Annotated in this window: 17 protein-coding genes; 6 read left to right on the forward strand and 11 right to left on the reverse strand. The window is 60.7% G+C overall.

The window, feature by feature from the left end; all coding sequences use genetic code 11:
• Window positions 1–72: 72 nt before the first annotated feature.
• The 6 genes from gatB to ET524_RS09380 form a co-directional block, all read right to left on the reverse strand.
• Window positions 73–1,650, reverse strand: a complete 1,578-nt coding sequence (gene gatB, locus ET524_RS09355) for an Asp-tRNA(Asn)/Glu-tRNA(Gln) amidotransferase subunit GatB (RefSeq protein ID WP_129425265.1) — start codon at window positions 1,648–1,650, stop codon at window positions 73–75.
• Window positions 1,650–3,137, reverse strand: coding sequence for an Asp-tRNA(Asn)/Glu-tRNA(Gln) amidotransferase subunit GatA (gatA, locus tag ET524_RS09360; protein ID WP_129425267.1), 1,488 nt, complete (start codon window positions 3,135–3,137; stop codon window positions 1,650–1,652). The genes gatB and gatA overlap by 1 nt, the downstream gene beginning before the upstream one ends.
• A complete protein-coding gene (gene gatC, locus ET524_RS09365; RefSeq protein ID WP_129425269.1) occupies window positions 3,137–3,448 on the reverse strand; it encodes an Asp-tRNA(Asn)/Glu-tRNA(Gln) amidotransferase subunit GatC in 312 nt (103 codons plus the stop codon). The genes gatA and gatC overlap by 1 nt, the downstream gene beginning before the upstream one ends.
• Before the next feature lie 421 nt (window positions 3,449–3,869).
• Window positions 3,870–4,178, reverse strand: a complete 309-nt coding sequence (locus ET524_RS09370) for a CopG family transcriptional regulator (RefSeq protein WP_129425271.1) — start codon at window positions 4,176–4,178, stop codon at window positions 3,870–3,872.
• A complete protein-coding gene (locus ET524_RS09375) occupies window positions 4,175–4,441 on the reverse strand; it encodes a hypothetical protein (RefSeq protein WP_129425273.1) in 267 nt (88 codons plus the stop codon). Before ET524_RS09375 ends, ET524_RS09370 begins: the two co-directional genes overlap by 4 nt.
• 474 nt (window positions 4,442–4,915) lie before the next feature.
• A complete protein-coding gene (locus tag ET524_RS09380; protein ID WP_129425275.1) occupies window positions 4,916–6,313 on the reverse strand; it encodes a molybdopterin-binding protein in 1,398 nt (465 codons plus the stop codon).
• A gap of 225 nt (window positions 6,314–6,538) precedes the next feature.
• Between ET524_RS09380 and ET524_RS09385 the strand changes: the two genes are divergently transcribed.
• The 5 genes from ET524_RS09385 (at window position 6,539) to ET524_RS09405 (ending at window position 10,362) form a co-directional block, all read left to right on the forward strand.
• Entirely contained in the window at window positions 6,539–7,525 is a 987-nt protein-coding gene (locus ET524_RS09385; RefSeq protein ID WP_161566673.1) for a Rossmann-like and DUF2520 domain-containing protein, read from the forward strand.
• A 24-nt stretch (window positions 7,526–7,549) separates the two neighbouring features.
• Window positions 7,550–8,377, forward strand: coding sequence for a 3-methyl-2-oxobutanoate hydroxymethyltransferase (gene panB / locus ET524_RS09390; protein WP_129425279.1), 828 nt, complete (start codon window positions 7,550–7,552; stop codon window positions 8,375–8,377).
• A gap of 260 nt (window positions 8,378–8,637) precedes the next feature.
• Window positions 8,638–9,486, forward strand: a complete 849-nt coding sequence (gene panC / locus ET524_RS09395) for a pantoate--beta-alanine ligase (protein ID WP_129425281.1) — start codon at window positions 8,638–8,640, stop codon at window positions 9,484–9,486.
• A 96-nt stretch (window positions 9,487–9,582) separates the two neighbouring features.
• Entirely contained in the window at window positions 9,583–9,978 is a 396-nt protein-coding gene (gene panD, locus ET524_RS09400) for an aspartate 1-decarboxylase (RefSeq protein WP_129425283.1), read from the forward strand.
• A gap of 75 nt (window positions 9,979–10,053) precedes the next feature.
• The gene (locus ET524_RS09405; RefSeq protein ID WP_129425285.1) at window positions 10,054–10,362 is read left to right on the forward strand and encodes a hypothetical protein; all 309 of its coding nucleotides are present in this window, start codon (window positions 10,054–10,056) and stop codon (window positions 10,360–10,362) included.
• A gap of 144 nt (window positions 10,363–10,506) precedes the next feature.
• Here the strand turns inward: ET524_RS09405 and ET524_RS09410 are convergent, their stop codons facing one another.
• Window positions 10,507–11,040 carry an adenine phosphoribosyltransferase gene (locus ET524_RS09410; protein ID WP_129425287.1) on the reverse strand — a complete coding sequence of 178 codons (534 nt, stop codon included), beginning with the start codon at window positions 11,038–11,040 and terminating at the stop codon, window positions 10,507–10,509.
• A gap of 113 nt (window positions 11,041–11,153) precedes the next feature.
• On the opposite strand from ET524_RS09410, the gene ET524_RS11590 reads away from it, so the two are divergent.
• Window positions 11,154–11,315 carry a hypothetical protein gene (locus ET524_RS11590; protein WP_161566674.1) on the forward strand — a complete coding sequence of 54 codons (162 nt, stop codon included), beginning with the start codon at window positions 11,154–11,156 and terminating at the stop codon, window positions 11,313–11,315.
• 146 nt (window positions 11,316–11,461) lie between these two features.
• Here the strand turns inward: ET524_RS11590 and ET524_RS09415 are convergent, their stop codons facing one another.
• From ET524_RS09415 to ET524_RS09430, 4 genes are all read right to left on the reverse strand, one after another.
• The gene (locus ET524_RS09415; protein ID WP_129425289.1) at window positions 11,462–12,652 is read right to left on the reverse strand and encodes a tetratricopeptide repeat protein; all 1,191 of its coding nucleotides are present in this window, start codon (window positions 12,650–12,652) and stop codon (window positions 11,462–11,464) included.
• Window positions 12,653–13,014: 362 nt separating this feature from the next.
• Complete coding sequence (locus tag ET524_RS09420; protein WP_129425291.1) at window positions 13,015–13,998, reverse strand: helix-turn-helix transcriptional regulator; 984 nt, start codon at window positions 13,996–13,998, stop codon at window positions 13,015–13,017.
• Window positions 13,999–14,205: 207 nt separating this feature from the next.
• Window positions 14,206–14,595 carry a hypothetical protein gene (locus tag ET524_RS09425; protein ID WP_129425293.1) on the reverse strand — a complete coding sequence of 130 codons (390 nt, stop codon included), beginning with the start codon at window positions 14,593–14,595 and terminating at the stop codon, window positions 14,206–14,208.
• Window positions 14,596–14,758: 163 nt separating this feature from the next.
• Window positions 14,759–15,697: a 3-hydroxyacyl-CoA dehydrogenase gene (locus tag ET524_RS09430; RefSeq protein WP_129425295.1), complete on the reverse strand. Its 939-nt coding sequence runs from the start codon at window positions 15,695–15,697 to the stop codon at window positions 14,759–14,761.
• Between the last annotated feature and the right edge of the window lie 123 nt (window positions 15,698–15,820).

Raw genomic sequence — 15,820 nt, forward strand, 5'->3', positions numbered from 1 at the left:
TCGCGCCTTCGCACTCGCGCCTTCGCACTCGCGCCTTCGCACTCGCGCCTTCGCGCGGAAACCGCCTAACAGCTATTCCGCCAGCTTTTTGGCGAGCAGCTGGTTGATGATCTTCGGGTTGCCCTGGCCGCGCATCTGCTTCATGCACTGGCCAACGAAGAAGCCGATGACCTTCGTGTTGCCGTCCTTGTAGCGAGCAACCTCGTCAGGATTGGCAGCAATTACCGCGTCGACCACAGCCTCGATAGCGCCGGTGTCGGACACTTGCTTCATGCCGCGTTCCTCAACGATAACGGACGGGTCCTTGTCCTCGTCCATGATGGCGGCAAACACCTGCTTGGCCTGTTTGGACGAGATAGCATCCTCGGCCAGCAGCTTCATAAGCTCAACCGCACGAGCCGGCGTCAACGGGCTTTCAGCCAAGTCCGCATCTTCGCTGGCATTCAGCCACGCCGTGATATCGTTGATAACCAGGTTGGCAACGGGCTTCGCCAGCTTCGCGGCATCCTTGCCCGCTTCAGCCATGCACGCTTCGAAGAAGTCGGCCGTGACGCGATGGTCGACCAGGTGGCGAGCGTCGTATGCTGACAGACCGAACTGCTCAGCGAAGCGAGCAGCCTTCTGATCGGGCAACTCGGGCAGCTTCGCACGAACGCCCTCGATGAACTCATCGGACAAGTCATACGGCGCCAAGTCGGGCTCGGGGAACAAGCGGTAGTCGTCAGCGGTTTCCTTCACGCGCATGACGATGGTGTGCTTCATGGTGGGATCCCAATGACGCGTTTCCTGGTAAATCTGACCACCCTCTTCAAGCACCTCGGCCTGACGGCAAATCTCATACGCCAAGCCGTCGTGCAGGTTCTTGAAGCTGTTCATGTTCTTCAGCTCGGTCTTCACGCCCAGCTTCGTGGAGCCGCGGCGACGCAGCGACACGTTGCCGTCGCAGCGCATGGAGCCTTCCTCCATGGAGCAGTCGGAAATGCCGATGGCCAGGTAGATCTGACGCAGCTTCTGCATGAACAGGCGCGCTTCCTCGGGCGTGCGCAGGTCAGGCTCGGTGACCAGCTCGATAAGCGGCGTACCGGCGCGGTTGTAGTCAACCAGCGAATGCGTAGCGCCCGCGATACGACCCTCGTCGCCGCCAACGTGAATCATCTTGCCTGCATCCTCTTCCATGTGGATGCGCGTGATGCCCACATGCGCCGTGTAGCCCGATTCCGTAACGGTAACGTTCTCACACGTCTCCCCCGGCTTCAAGCCGGCGATGTCACCGCGCTCTTTCGCTGCAGGACCATCGACGTCCAAGTCAAGATGACCGCGCATGCAAAACGCCACAGGGCCCTGCGTGGTCTGGAAGTTCTTGGCCATGTCGGGGTACATGTAGTTCTTGCGATAGAACATACTGTGCTTCTCGATGTCGCAGTTCGTGGCCAGGCCAGCAAGCACGATAGACTCGATAGCGGCCTTGTTCGGCACGGGCAACGCGCCGGGCAAGCCCAGGCACACCGGGCACGTATGCGTATTGGGATCGGCGCCGAACTCCAACTTGCAGCCACAGAACATCTTCGTGTTCAGCGTGGTCAGCTCAGCATGGATTTCCAGGCCGATAACCGCTTCCCAATCCTGCAGCACCTCTTCTAGCTTACGCATTATTCGCCCACCTTCCCGTCAGCGAAGTTCGGGGCCACCGGCGCCTTGCCGTATGCAGCCTCAAGCGCCATGGCGGCGCGGAACATGTTCTCATCCTTGAACTGCGGGGCAATCAACTGCACGCCGATGGGCATGCCGCTTTGCGCGCCCAGGCCGCAAGGCACGCTCATGCCGCCGTTGCCCGCGATGTTGATGGAGATGGTGAACACGTCAGACAGGTACATGGTTGCCGGATCGGCGATTTCGCCGAACTTGAACGCCGTTGCCGGGGCCGTAGGCGCCAAAATGACGTCGCATTGCCCGTAAGCATTGCGGTAATCCTGCGTGATAAGCGTGCGCACTTGCTGCGCCGGATAGTAATACTGTTCGTACACGCCAGCGGACAGCAAGTAACTGCCCAGCATGATGCGACGTTTCGCTTCTTCACCGAAGCCATGAGCACGGCTGGCCTCGTACTGGCCGCCCAGGTCTTTGTGGCCCTCTTCGCAATAGCCATAGCGCACGCTGTCGAAGCGCGCCAGGTTCGAGAACGCCTCGCACGGGCCCAGCACATAGTAGGCGCTGATGGCAGCGTCGATGTGCGGCAAGTCGACTTCCACGATGGTGGCGCCGGCAGCCTCAAGTTTCGCCGCGGCCTCGTTCACGCGCTCGCGTACCTCGGGAGAGAGCCCCTTCGCGTCCATGAAGCTGCGCACGATGCCCACGCGCATGCCCTCGATGCCCTGCTGGCATGCGGCGCGGAAATCGGCCTTCACGTCCTGCGACGTGCAATCCAGCGGGTCGTGGCCGCACAGGGCGTCCATAGCGGCTGCAGCGTCTTCGACGCTGCGCGCGAACGGTCCCACCTGGTCAAGCGAGCTGCCGAACGCAACCACGCCGTAACGACTGACCATGCCGTACGTAGGCTTCACGCCCACAATGCCGCAGAAGCTGGCGGGCTGACGAATAGAGCCGCCCGTGTCCGAGCCCAGCGTGACGCACGCCATGCCGGCGGCAACGGCAGCCGCCGAGCCGCCCGAGCTGCCACCCGGCACGCGGCCAAGGTCCCATGGGTTGTGCGTAGGGCCGAACGCGGAAGATTCCGTGGTGGAGCCGAACGCGAACTCGTCCATGTTCAGCTTGCCAAGCGGCAGACCGCCGGCATCGATGATGCGCTGAACGCACGTGGCCGTGTACGGGGACACGTAGTTTTCCAGCATATGAGACGAGCAGGTGGTGTGCGTGCCCACCAGGTTCATGTTGTCTTTGAAGGCAACCGGCACGCCGGCCAGCGGACCAAGCTGATCGAACGTTCCAGCAGCAATAGCGTTATCAACGCGCTGCGCTGCCTGCATAGCAGCATCGGCCGTCAGCTCCAAAAACGCATGCACCTGCACGTCTGCCTTGGCGATATGATCCAAGCTTGCCTGTGCAACCTCGTGCGCGCTGAACTGCTTAGACGCCAGCCCCTCGCGAATTTGGGCGATACCCATATCGGTGATAGCCATTACGCGTCGCCCCCTTCGCCCAGAATCGACGGAATCAAGAAGCTGCCGTCTTGCTGCTTCGGCGCGTTTTCAAGCGCAACCTGCTGCGTGAACGACCCCGTTTCAACGTCCTCGCGCATGACGTTAGACAGGCTTCCGATGGGGTGGAACGTAGGCTCCACGCCTTCGAGGTCAAGCTGCTTGATAGGCTGCAGCGTCTCGATGATGTTGTTCAGGTCGACCGTCATCTCCGAAAGCTCTTCGTCGGTGAGGCCGATGCGCGCGTATTCCGCAATGCCGCGGACCTCGCGCTCGGTTAGATATTGGGTCATAGGTTTCTTTCCTTTCGATTCCGATGCGCGCCGCGCCCAGCAACTGCTGCAGGCGGCCGAAACGGCCGATTTGCAGCAAGCCAAAGCCTGCGGTTCGCATCGAAAGCGGCTAGACCAGTAACTGTGTCATGATAGCAAACACGCCCGCCTATCAGGCCGCAAACGCCTGAGCAACAGCGATTCGATAGACGGAAAGCCGCACCAGAATCTCGCAAGCCTCAGAAACGCCGCAAACGTCGCCACGTCGATAGAACCACCGCCTAAGTAGCACAACGCGATGCTTGTTGAGCGTTGCGAGGTGCCCGTCAAAAACGCGTCCCGGAGACAGACGCCGCCACGGCATTCCCGATGCGCTTGAAAACGCTTGTCGGGAAAGCACCCGCACTGGCTCTTTTGCTATACGATTCTTTTGAAAACCGGCTTATGCAATACCGGCGATTTTGAGGTCTTCTTCGACCAGATGGCGCAGGTATTCCGAGCGCTTCATGCCAAGCTGAGCCGCACGGGCATCGATGAGGCCGATCCTGCTGACGGGTTCTTTGAAACCTACCTGCTTCATCTCCTCGTCGAACATAAGCGGTCGACCGGGGCCGTACCCGGGGGCATAATAAACGGGTCCGACAGGCTCGCCATGGAAAATGCCCGCAGTTGCGTCGGCTTCCCATTGGTCAAGTTGCTCCTGCGTAATACCGAACCGCTTCTCAATTTCCTCCGCAGACATCACCTTCATCGTTTCCTCCTTGTCAGCCCAAGCTCGAGCAACGCCTTCTTTGTTGGAGGTTTCATAGCATGGAAAATAATCGCGACAAAGCCTTTCCTTGCGGCGACAAGCTCCACAAGCCCGCCACTGAGCGTCTGACCGACGGCAACAATCTCTCCTTCATTCGGCGAAATCCTATGCCGAACCACCAAAGGATGATTCCACGCCTGTTCAATCTCCTCCTTCAAAAGACCGTGTTTCAATGCATGCTCTGCGATAATGGATTCATCCATGCGAGCCTCATTTTCGTACAACGATATTCTAGCACGCCCGAATGCGCGCTCGAAATACCGTTGTTCCGTGGTTTCGAGGATCTTGTGGATGAGGAAAGGCGTCCCGGAGACAGACGCCGCCACGACATTCCCGATGCATTCGAAAACGCTTGCAGGGAAAGCACCCACACTGGCTCATGTGATGTTGAAATAGTACCGTAAATCGTACACGCGTTCGATATTCGTTACCTTCCTGTTACCAAACAGGCGTTCGACTTATATCGCCCGCAAACGCCTGAGCGACAGTGCACTATGCGGGCGTCTTGAAGCGGCAGGTGCCTCCGACTCGTCAAATGGCCTGCATGCCCAAACTACAAACCACCTGATCAGAGCCTATATAGCCAGCAAGCAGCGAAGATTCGCCAGCCGCAAGCACCAAAAAGGCGGGGGCGCAATGCGCGCCCCCGCCTTTTGCATTTGCTTTCCCCTTAGCCGCTATCGCCACTCTGCCATGATCACGTCGCCGGGTTTCGGCGCCTCGATGCCCGGGCCGTTTGGCAGCATGTAGTACGCGTTCGCCGTGTAGCTTTCCGGGCTGCCCGGGCGTCCCGGCACCGGCCAGGCGCGCAGCGTGCCGTCCTCGGCATGCTCGGCGCGCAGCATCTTGATGCCAAAGAACTCGGGCTTGCCGGGCTCGTGCGCCGGATGCTCCGCGGGGCGGTCTTCGCCGCGCACCGGGCCGCCGTGCTTGCGCGGGCCGCCCGGGCCACCCGCCGGGAACGCCTCGGCCAGTACCATCGGCGTGCGCGCAACCTCAGGCTCAAGGCCCGCAAACGCGCGCATCAACGGGCGCAGGTAGAAGTTCAGCGTGAACGACGCGCCGGCGCTGGGGCCGGAAATGCCCACGATGGGCGTGCCGTCAACAACGGCGAAGCTGGAATGGTGCCCGGGGCCGTGGTTCGTTTGATGGCAAATCATCTGCCCCATCTGCTCCATGACCTCGCACGACCAGTCATCGCTGCCCTTCGACGAGCCGGCGTTGAGCACCACGATGTCGGCCAGCTCCACCGCGCGGGCGATGGCCGCTTCGATGGCGTCGCGGCGATCGGCCACAATGTCGAATGGCACGAACTGGCCGCCCCACTTCTCGCATTTCGCGCGCACCAGCACGCTGTTCGTCTCGAAGTTCTTGCCGCGAGCCGCAAACGCCTCGGGGCGTTCGGGGTCGAACGGCATTCCCGGGGCAATAAGCTCGTTGCCCGTGGGGATAAACGCCACGCGCGGGCGGCGCACCACGGCCACGGTGCCGTTGTTGCCGCTGCCCATGCGCGCGGCGATGTCGGGCGTCACCAGCGTACCCGCCGCGCCCAGCACGTCGCCGCAACGCATGGTAGAGCCCACCGGGCGCGTGCCCGCGCCTTGCGCCGACGGCGCCGCATCGATAACGATATGCTGCTCATCTGCGGAAACCTGCACGTGCTCAATCACAATGGCCGTGTCGAAGCCCTCGGGCATGGCCACGCCCGTGTTCGCGAACTGCCAGTCGCGCCCGCGCACCCACGCGCTGGTATCGGGCACTTCGCCTTCGGCCAGGCCTTCGAAATCCGACCAATGCAGCGCCACGGAATCCATGGCGCACGTCAGCGTGTTCGGCATGTCGGTTTGCGCCACCACGTCGTAGGCCAGCACGCGTCCGACCGACTCGGCCAGCGAAACCTGCTCTACCAGCTTGCGCGCAACCTCGCGCGCGTGCACCTTATCGGCCGGCGCACCCGCAGCAGCCGCCAGCGCGCCGCGCCAGCCAAACCCGTCGGGTTGCGCATCCAGCGCGGCCAGCGTTTCGGCCACCGCCTCTTCGCGCGACAACTGCATATGTTGAGAATGATCTCGCATGTTACATCCTTCCGCTTTGCAAGTTCTTCTATCTATTCTCAATGGAACACAATAACTATAGCCCTTTCCTATCGATTTGCGTGCTTCTATTTTGAACGCCAATCGCTTGATTTCCCCCTTGCACGCGCCTTCGCGGCGGACGTATACTGCACCGCGTAAGGAGCGCGGATGACCCGGAAACGGTCCAGGCATCCAGCCTCGCAGCACGAAACGAAAGGCACGAACGTGACCACGACGACTGGTCCGTGCCCCGCAGAACGCACCGCGCAGATGCGCGTAGGGTTCGTGGGAGCCGGCAAAATCGGGTTCGCCTTGGGATTGCACCTGTTCAGAAGCGGTGCGAACATCTCAGGATACGTTAGTCGCTCAAGCGCGGGCGCGCAGTGGGCGGCGCAGTGCACGAATTCCGTTTCGTTCTCTTCGCTGCAAGCGCTTCTTGATTCCACAGACCTCATCTTCATAACGGTTCCCGACGGCGCCATCGCGCAGGTTGCGGACGAAGTTGCCGCTGCCGCCGCAAATGGCTTGGCCGGCAAAATCGTCTGCCACGCCAGCGGATCGGCAACGTCTGACGAGCTTGCCGCCTGTCGCGCGGCGAGCGCGGCGTGCGCCAGCGTGCATCCTTTGTGCGCCGTGCCCGATGTGCCGCACGTCACAGGGGACCTAACCGAAGATAAGGTGCACTCCGGAGCAGCCAACGGCCACGCGACTCAAACGGCGCCCGAAGCCCTTCCCGACCGCATGACCAGCACGTTCTTCACGCTTGAAGGCGACCGGCACGCTGTTGACGCGGCGGCTTTCCTGCTTGACGCCGCCGGCAACGACCACTGCGCCATCCAAGCCGCCGACAAGGTGCGCTACCACGCCGCCGCGGTGTTCGTGAGCAACCTGGTATGCGGGCTTACCGCCGAGGGGCTTGGGCTGCTTGAAGGCTGCGGGTTCACGGCGTCTCAGGCGCTGCAAGCGGTAAAACCCCTGTTCGCGGGCAATGCCGCCGCCATCGCCGAACGCGGTCCGCAAAACGCGCTGTCCGGCCCGATCGAACGCAATGACATGCAGACCGTCCGTCGCCACCTTGCCGCACTTGACGGCCAGGCGCTGCAAACGTACGCAACGCTGTCGCTTTCCGTGTGCGATTTGGCCGAAGCCCGCCATCCCGACCGCGACTACCAGCCGATGCGCACCCTGTTGGAATCAGCACGTATCCAGTAACTGCTTGCGAAAGAGAGGAATCCCATGAAGAACACCGTAGCAACGTTTGCGCAGGCCAAGGCCGAGGGCCGCAAGCTGGCCATGCTGACCGCGTACGATTACTCCACCGCAAAGCTTGAGGACGAGGCCGGCATCGACGGCATCCTCATCGGCGACTCGCTGGGCAACGTCGTGCTCGGCTACGAGGACACGCTGTCCGTGACCATGGAGGACATGATCCATCACAGCGCCGCTGTTGCCCGCGGCGCGAAAAACGCGCTGATCGTGTGCGACATGCCGTTTCTGTCTTACGAAGTCAGCATTGAGGAAGCCGTGCGCAACGCCGGCCGCCTGCTGAAGGAGGGCCGCGCGAACTGCGTGAAGCTTGAAGGCGGACGCGAGGTGTGCCCGCAGGTTTCCGCCATCGTAGCCGCCGGCATCCCCGTCATGGGGCATCTGGGCCTCACGCCGCAGTCCATCAACGCGTTCGGCGGCTTCAAGGTGCAGGGCAAAAGCGAGGCCGCTGCCCGCAAACTCATCGACGACGCCAAGGCGCTCGAAGAGGCCGGCGCGTTCGCCATCGTGCTTGAGTGCGTCCCCGCAAAACTTGCCGCCCTGGTCACCAAGGCAGTGAACGTGCCCACCATCGGCATCGGCGCCGGCGCCGGCTGCGACGGACAGATCCTGGTGTACCAGGACATGCTGGGCATGTTCAGCGATTTCTGCCCGAAGTTCGCCAAGCGCTTCGCCAACGTGGGCGAGGCCATGCGTGGCGGATTCGCCAGCTACATCAGCGAGGTGCGCGAAGGCACGTTCCCCGCGCCCGAGCACACGTTCAAGATCGACGAGGAAGTGCTCGAGAAGCTGTACTAGTTGTTCCGGCCACTTGCGGCGGGTGCGCTGCAAGCGGCTTTTGCAAGCAGGCGCGGGCGGCGCGCAGGACGAAGTTTCCGCACGCCGCAAGCGGTCTTGCCGCGGTTGCCGGGCGCGAAGCGATGGCTTGCACCCGCTTCGCGCCCGGCAACCGCACCCCCCGAAAGCACCATCGAAAGCCATTTTTGCGGGCTCGCAGAGTAAACGCCCGCACCCCGCGGCGGCCCCACCCGCCGCGCCCTACCAGAGAGGAATTCACCATGCTGACCGTTGCCACCACCCCCGACCAGGCGAAAGAGATTATCCGCGAGTGGAAGGCCCAGGGCCTTTCCGTAGGCTTGGTGCCCACCATGGGCTACCTGCACGAAGGCCACCGCAGCCTCATCGAGCGCGCCGTGGCGGAAAACGACCGCGTTATGGTCAGCGTGTTCGTCAACCCCATCCAGTTCGCTCCCGGCGAGGACCTGGAAAGCTACCCGCGCGACTTCGAGGCCGACAAGAAGCTCATCGAGGCCGCCGGCGCCACGCTGGTGTTCCACCCCGAGCCGTCCGACCTGTACTACCCCGACGCCTGCACGTTTGTCAACGTTGAGGGCATCACCGGCGAGCTGTGCGGCAAAACGCGCCCGACGCACTTCCGCGGCGTGTGCACCGTGGTCAGCAAGCTTATGAACATCTCGCAGGCCGACCGCGCTTACTTCGGGCAGAAGGACGCGCAGCAGCTTGCCGTCATCCGCCGCATGGTGCGCGACCTGAACATGAACGTGCAGGTTGTCGGCTGCCCCATTGTGCGCGAGGCCGACGGGCTGGCGAAAAGCTCGCGCAACACGTACCTGTCCGCCGAGGAGCGTGCCGCCGCGCTGGTGCTGTCGCGCGCCGTTGCCGAAGGTCAGCGCCTTATGGAGGCCGGCGAGCGCAACGCCGAAGCCGTGACCGGCACCATGAAGCAGCTCATAGAGGCCGAGCCGCTCGCACGCATCGACTACGTTGAGATGGTGTCATGGGACGGCATCAAGCCGGTTGAGGTTGCCGAAGGCCCCGTGCTGGTGGCCATGGCCGTCTACATTGGCAAGACGCGCCTGATCGACAACTTCATCTTCGGCGAATAGCGCGAGCAAATCCCCAGGTCGCATTTCCTCTGTATTCATCGGTTCCCGGCAAAACCGCCCAGAACCGGCATCAACCATAAGAAAGGCTTTCGAACCGTGCTTTTGAACATGCTGAAAGGTAAAATCCACCGCGCCACCGTTGTGCAGGCAGAGCTTGACTACGTGGGCAGCATCACCGTCGACGAGGACCTGATGGACGCCGCCGGCATCCGCGAATACGAGCAGGTGCAGATCGTCGATGTGAACAACGGCCAGCGCTTCGAAACGTACGTGATTTCCGGCGAGCGCGGCAGCGGCATGATCTGCCTGAACGGCGCCGCCGCGCGCTGCGTTTCGGTGGGCGACAAGGTTATCATCATGTGTTACGCGCTTATGACCGAGGAAGACGTTGCCGCCAACCCGCCGCGCGTGGTGTTCGTTGACGACAACAACCGCCCCAGCCGCATCACGCGCTACGAGCGCCACGGCCGCCTGGAGGACATGGACCGCTAGGCAAACGAGCCTCCCACACGCAAACGCCGCTGCCGTACAATAGGCAGCGGCGTTTTCATTTTTGAAAGGATGCACGTGCATATCTCGTTCGACCAGAAGCTGCAAGACTACATGCGCAAGAAGGGCTTCGCCGGCATTGCCGTAAGCACTGTCAGCGCCATCGGTTGCTGCGCCGACACCACCGAGCTTGCCACGCGCTTCGTGCGCGACGACGAGGCGGCGCGCCTGAAAGCCCGCGGCTGCGGCGTGCACACGGCCGATGTGGGCGAAGTGTTCATCGAGACGAAGGGGCTGCACTACGACGACAAGGTCACGTTCAGCTTGCGCAATTTCTTCGGCGCGAAGGATGTGCGCGTAAAGGGCATTAGCGCTTGGAAGTTGTAGAGTACAGAAAGCAGCGAGCTCGCAGAGCAGCAATCCTGCAGTAGCCATCTCGCGCAAGCCCAAGCCTCAAACGAAAGGCGACCGGAAACATCGCATCCGGCCGCCTTTCGTTTCGCTCTATAAACAACGCCGATTGACGCTCCGCTAGCTCACCTTCACCAGCGAGAACACTTCTGCGTCTGTAACCTTGGCGATGGTTTCGCGTGGGTTCAGGAACGCAAGTTCCATAAGGAAGCCCAGACCCGCTACCTTCGCGCCGAACTGCTCGATCAGCTTCACCTGGGCCTCGGCGGTGCCGCCCGTGGCAACCAGGTCGTCCACGATAAGCACCACGTCGTCGGGGCCGATGGCATCAACGTGAATCTGCAGCTCATCGGTGCCGTACTCCAGCTCGTAGCTGGCGCTGCGCACCTCGCGCGGCAGTTTACCCGGCTTGCGCGCAGGTACGAAACCCGCATGCAGGCGATAGGCAACCGGCGCGCCGATCATGAAGCCACGGGCTTCGGCGCCCACAACCTTCGTCACGCCCGCTTCGGCGAAATGGTCGGCAATGGCATCGATGGTTGCCGCGAACCCGTCCGGATCTTTTAGCAGCGTGGTGATGTCCTTGAACACGACGCCCGGCTTCGGGTAATCCACAATGTCGGTAATATGGCCTTCGAAATCAAACGACGCCATCGGCGCTTCCTTTCCTCAAGTTTGCAACCCGCCAATTGTACCGCCACCAGGCGCACGTTTAGCGCCGAAGCATGGTAAATTACCGTAGGCAAAACGAGAAAGCAGGTAACGGCATGACATCGAAAAATCGCGCGGCCTGGAACGAGTTCGCGGCACGCAAGCAGGCGCGTTGCGGGCAGCAGTTCATTGGCAACGTGCGCACGGCGAAGGGCATGGGGCCGAACAAAGCATGCGGCCACAAAGGCGGCATCAGCCGACAAGGCAGCAAGCGTTAACAAAAGCACGGTAGCACCGGTGCGACAAATTGCCCGTTCTAGCGGCGAAACGCAAGGGCCACCGTCACCGGCCGAGCAGCGGGCAAGTCAAACCCTCAAAAGCGTCGATTACGCAAACGGACACGCAGCTGCGCCCGATGCAAGCGCTAGTTTCCGCGCGTCCACATGTTCGCGATGCCGTAACGGCTCAGTTCTTCGAACAAGAACGGCAGGTAATACGGCCACGCGCCGGCGCCTTTCGTGGAAAAGCCCGTCGTATCGTTGAGCACGTCCACGCTCCACTCCAGGCCGTCGCCCGATTGCGCGCGATACGGCTCGTATCGCTCTTCCCAGGCGGCCAGCTCGTAACCAAGCAACTGGCCGCGCAGCATAGCCGCGTCTTCGGGGTCAAGCTGCAAAAACTCCCGCTGGCCCATAACGCCAAGCTCCTGCTCAATAGCTGCGCCGAATTCGTCGAACGTAATGCGCACCAGGCTGCGGTTCTCCAACACATCGCGCATGGCCAGGTTGAACTCCACCATGCGCGCTGTGCGTAAAATCTCGAAGCGCCGGTCAACACGACGGCCTTCCTCGAAATCTTGCTTATTGACGATGACGTGTTCGCCCGACCTGGTGCGATAACAGCCAGCGGGCACAAGGGCATCAGCGTTGACGCGCAGCAAACCATCAGCGTCGAACTTCGCCCCCACCGGCAGCGGCTTCCACTGGGCATATTCGTCCGTCAGTTCGCTGATGCGCAAAATGCCGTGCCGGCAGTCGTCGCGCTTGTCGCGGTAGTAGTCCAACCCATCGCCAAGCGCCATCTCGAATTTCGCCTGCGCCTGCAGGTAATACGCTTGCGACAACGTCAAGTCGCGCTCGCACCCTCGACCTCGTTCGAAGCACCCCGCCAGTCGCAGCGCCGAGCTGCCCAACCAATCGGGCTCGTTTAAACCCTGCGCAAGACGATGTGCCTTCGTATACAGCGCAAACGCCCGCTCATCAGCGGCCCGTTCGTCGTCAACAGGCACGTTGCGCCAATACAGTATGTCCGCAAGCTTATACAACGCTTCGGGGTGCTCGCAAAACGCCGCTCGCTCGAATAGGTCAAGCGCGCGCTCGCCATCTTCTTTGCCTAAGCGCCCATATTCGTAGATGTAGCCGAGATTGACCGCTGCTTGAGGGTTGCCCATACTCAGACTTTTTTCATAGAATTCGCGCGCTTTGTCGAAGCACTCGCGGTCGTCGAACGTCAAGCCATCGTTGTAATACAAGGACCCGATTTGCAGCGACAACGCGCCGTGCTGCTGCCGGTCGACAGCCTCATCATACGGCGGTTCGAAATTGCTCAGGTCCATGCGCGTCCTTTCATGCGGTACACCCCCACCTTAGCAGAGCGGAAAACCGGAGAGCGCCCGCAACTGCACATTCCGCCGATTCACACGCAGAATATCGCGCCGGAACAATCTTCCGCCCAAGCAAGCTGCACGGCTTTCATCGACCTCGCCTGCCGCCGGCATCATGCTAGGCAGAGCAAATCACCCTCGTTGTCACATACGTCTCAGCTCTTTAACCGCCAAGCGTCAAACAGCAGCCCCTTAGCCGCTCACGCCAAATAGAAACCGAGGTCATGCGCTACCCGCAAACCTTAAGCGCCCCACGCAAAGGCATTCACCCGAACTCGACGCAAAACCGGCACGCGCTGCTTGCGACCGCCGAGCTATTCGTAGCTTTCCAGAAGGCCGCGTAAGTAATTCGCGTACGTTTTACGCAACGATGTTGGCTGCTCGATGACAACCTGACCCTCGAACTGGGAAACCCAGCCGAAAAACACCGGCGTTCCCATTACAACGACGCTGACGCGCGCCGTACCATCGCCTGCATCGTCCACCTGCACGTCTTTGCCGAACCGGTCGACAATGGCGTTCATGGCAGACTCTTTCACCCGCAACGTCACCTGCAGCGATTCGCCAGCGTACATGTTGAACATGCGCTGCTCGTATTCGTTGACGTCGAACGTGGCGATAGCGGCGTTGCGGGAAGCCCGCTCGTCCGATACGCCGATGTTGCGCATGCGGTCGATGCGATAGTTCGCGAAATCGTTGTATTTATCGCTGAAGCACACCAGGTAGTAGAAGCCGTCCGAGTACATCAGCTGCACCGGTGTTTGCGTGTACGTTTGACCTTTGTTGCGCAGCCGCAGATGCGCCGAGCAATCATAGCTGGCATACGTAAACGTAACCTTACGCTTTGCCGTGATGGCCTCTTGAATGGCATCGACGTTGCGGAACACACTGTCGTTTTGGCTTTTCACGCGCCCGCCAACAAACACACGCTTCTCAAGCCCCTGCGCTTGGCTTTTCGACCCAAGGCTTTTGATGGCCCGAACCAACGATGCCGACTGTCGAGCTGTGATGAACTTGCTGCCCTGCACCGCATCGACAAGCAGCAGCAATTCCGAACGCGTGAAAGGCCGCTTGGCCAGATAATAGCGAACGGGCTTGCACCGCTGGCGAGACACCTCAATACCTGCCTTGCACAGCGCATCGAAATCACGATACAACGCCTTGCGCTCGGCGGAGATGCCGGCGTCCTCAAGAGCGGAAAGGATTTCCTCCATGGTAAGACCCTGCTGATCGTCCGTTTGCTCGAACAGGATCTTCAGAAGCGCCAACAAGCGCTCCTTGCTGATTTCCTTCGCCATGCCGCTCTCCCTCGCCGTAACCCGCGTACGTCCCCCGCACGGTGTACAGGGACATCATAGGCGATTTGCGTGACAAATGTGCTACCTCTTAACGAAGATTCGTTCCGGACAACGCGCTTTGCCCGCTGCCTTCAAGCTGGCATGATGCAAAATGTGAGTGAATGGTGCGCGCATGCGCGCGGATTAAGCGAATGAGGCAGCCCCCGTTTAAGCCGCCGGCGGAAAGCTTGCCGGCATAGCGTACATGCGCTCGAAGTCTTCCAGATACGGACCCGAGATGCCCAGTGCGCGGATATCATCAAGCCCTGCAACGCCGAAGCTGTCCAGGTAGTCGCGCACGTCCTCAGCAACGGCTTCCTTGTTGCCAAGCATGCCCTCGTCGTACAACTCGCCGATGGCCACCACAGCGCCCATGCGGAAGAACTCCTGAAACTTGCTCTCAAGCTCTGCAGCGGAAACCATATCGGAGCAGCTTGACGCGCTATCAACGCTAGCGGGCGCGGGCGCGACACGATCTAGGCGGGCATGGCGGCCGGACATTGCCTTCATCTCGCTTGCGACTGCTTCATACGTTGGCGTGTGCTTCTTCGTGAACATGGGAGGGCTCCTTACCTGCGCTTGCCGTTTTGTTGTTGTGCATATTACGCGGTAAGGACAATTTGAGAGTCCCACGCGTGGGACTCTCAAAAAATAATTTCGCGATTTTTAACGCCCAATAGCTTATTGCCAAGCCTCCCCAAAAGCGTTCGCTCGGTCGCTGCTATCGATAGCGATAAAAGCCCTCGCCGGCATCAACACCCGTTTTACCTGCGTCGATGCGCTCTTTAAGAGCAGCCGCGATTTTCGCCGGCACCGAGTCGGGGTCTTTCGTACGCGGATCAAGCACCACAATGTTGTACGCCGTGGTCAGTCCAACAATGTCAAGGATACGGAACGGGCCAAGCGGAGCGCCCGTACCAAGCATCCACGTTTTGTCGATGGTTTCCGGGTCGGCCACGCCCGTTGCATACAACGCTTCTGCCGCGTTGAGAAACGGAACAAGCATGCTGTTCAAGATATAGCCCGGCTGCTCTTTGTGCAGCTGCAGCGGCACCATGCCCAAATCAGCGGCAAACTGTACCACCGCGTTATAAGCAGCCGCGTCGGTTCCCGGATGGCCCATGACCTCTGCCGTGTTGTTGCGCCATATGCGGTTTGCAAAGTGCAGCGCCAGGAATTTCTCCGGGCGACCCGTTGCCTGCGCCATCTGGCTTGGAAGCAACGTTGAAGAATTCGTTACCAAAATGGTTTGCTCGGGCAGATACTTCGCCAACTCAGCGTAAAACGCATCTTTTTGAGCGGGGTCTTCGGCTATAGCCTCGATGACTAAATCGGCGTTGCATGCGGCCTGCTCGTAGCTAGTGGTGAAGCGAATGGCCTCGAACGCCTGCTGTGCTTTCTGCTTGAGTTGGTCGATCTGATCAGCCGCCAGCTCAGGAGAATCAGCCAATCCTCGACAATAAGCAGCAGGGTCGGTTTTCATGGCCTCAAGCGTTTCCAAATACGTTTGGCGAAGCTGCTCGAACTTCGGCTTCGCGCGATCGATGGAGCCTTCGCTGCGCAACCATACGGTTACGTTGAAGCCCTTGTAAGCCGCCTGATACGCTATCTGGCTTCCCAGCACGCCACCACCAGCAACGACAACGTTTTCGATACCCATTATTCGGCCTCCGTTCTGCGCGTAGACTTACGGTTTTCACCTGGCGCGAAACCGAATACGGCTCCGCGCCATAAGCCTAGCATGCAGCTTGCAAATGCCGATTCATTTGTCATGCAAGCGGTA

Origin of the sequence: Senegalimassilia faecalis (genome assembly GCF_004135645.1) — a bacterium.
GTDB classification, from domain to species: Bacteria; Actinomycetota; Coriobacteriia; order Coriobacteriales; family Eggerthellaceae; genus Senegalimassilia; species Senegalimassilia faecalis.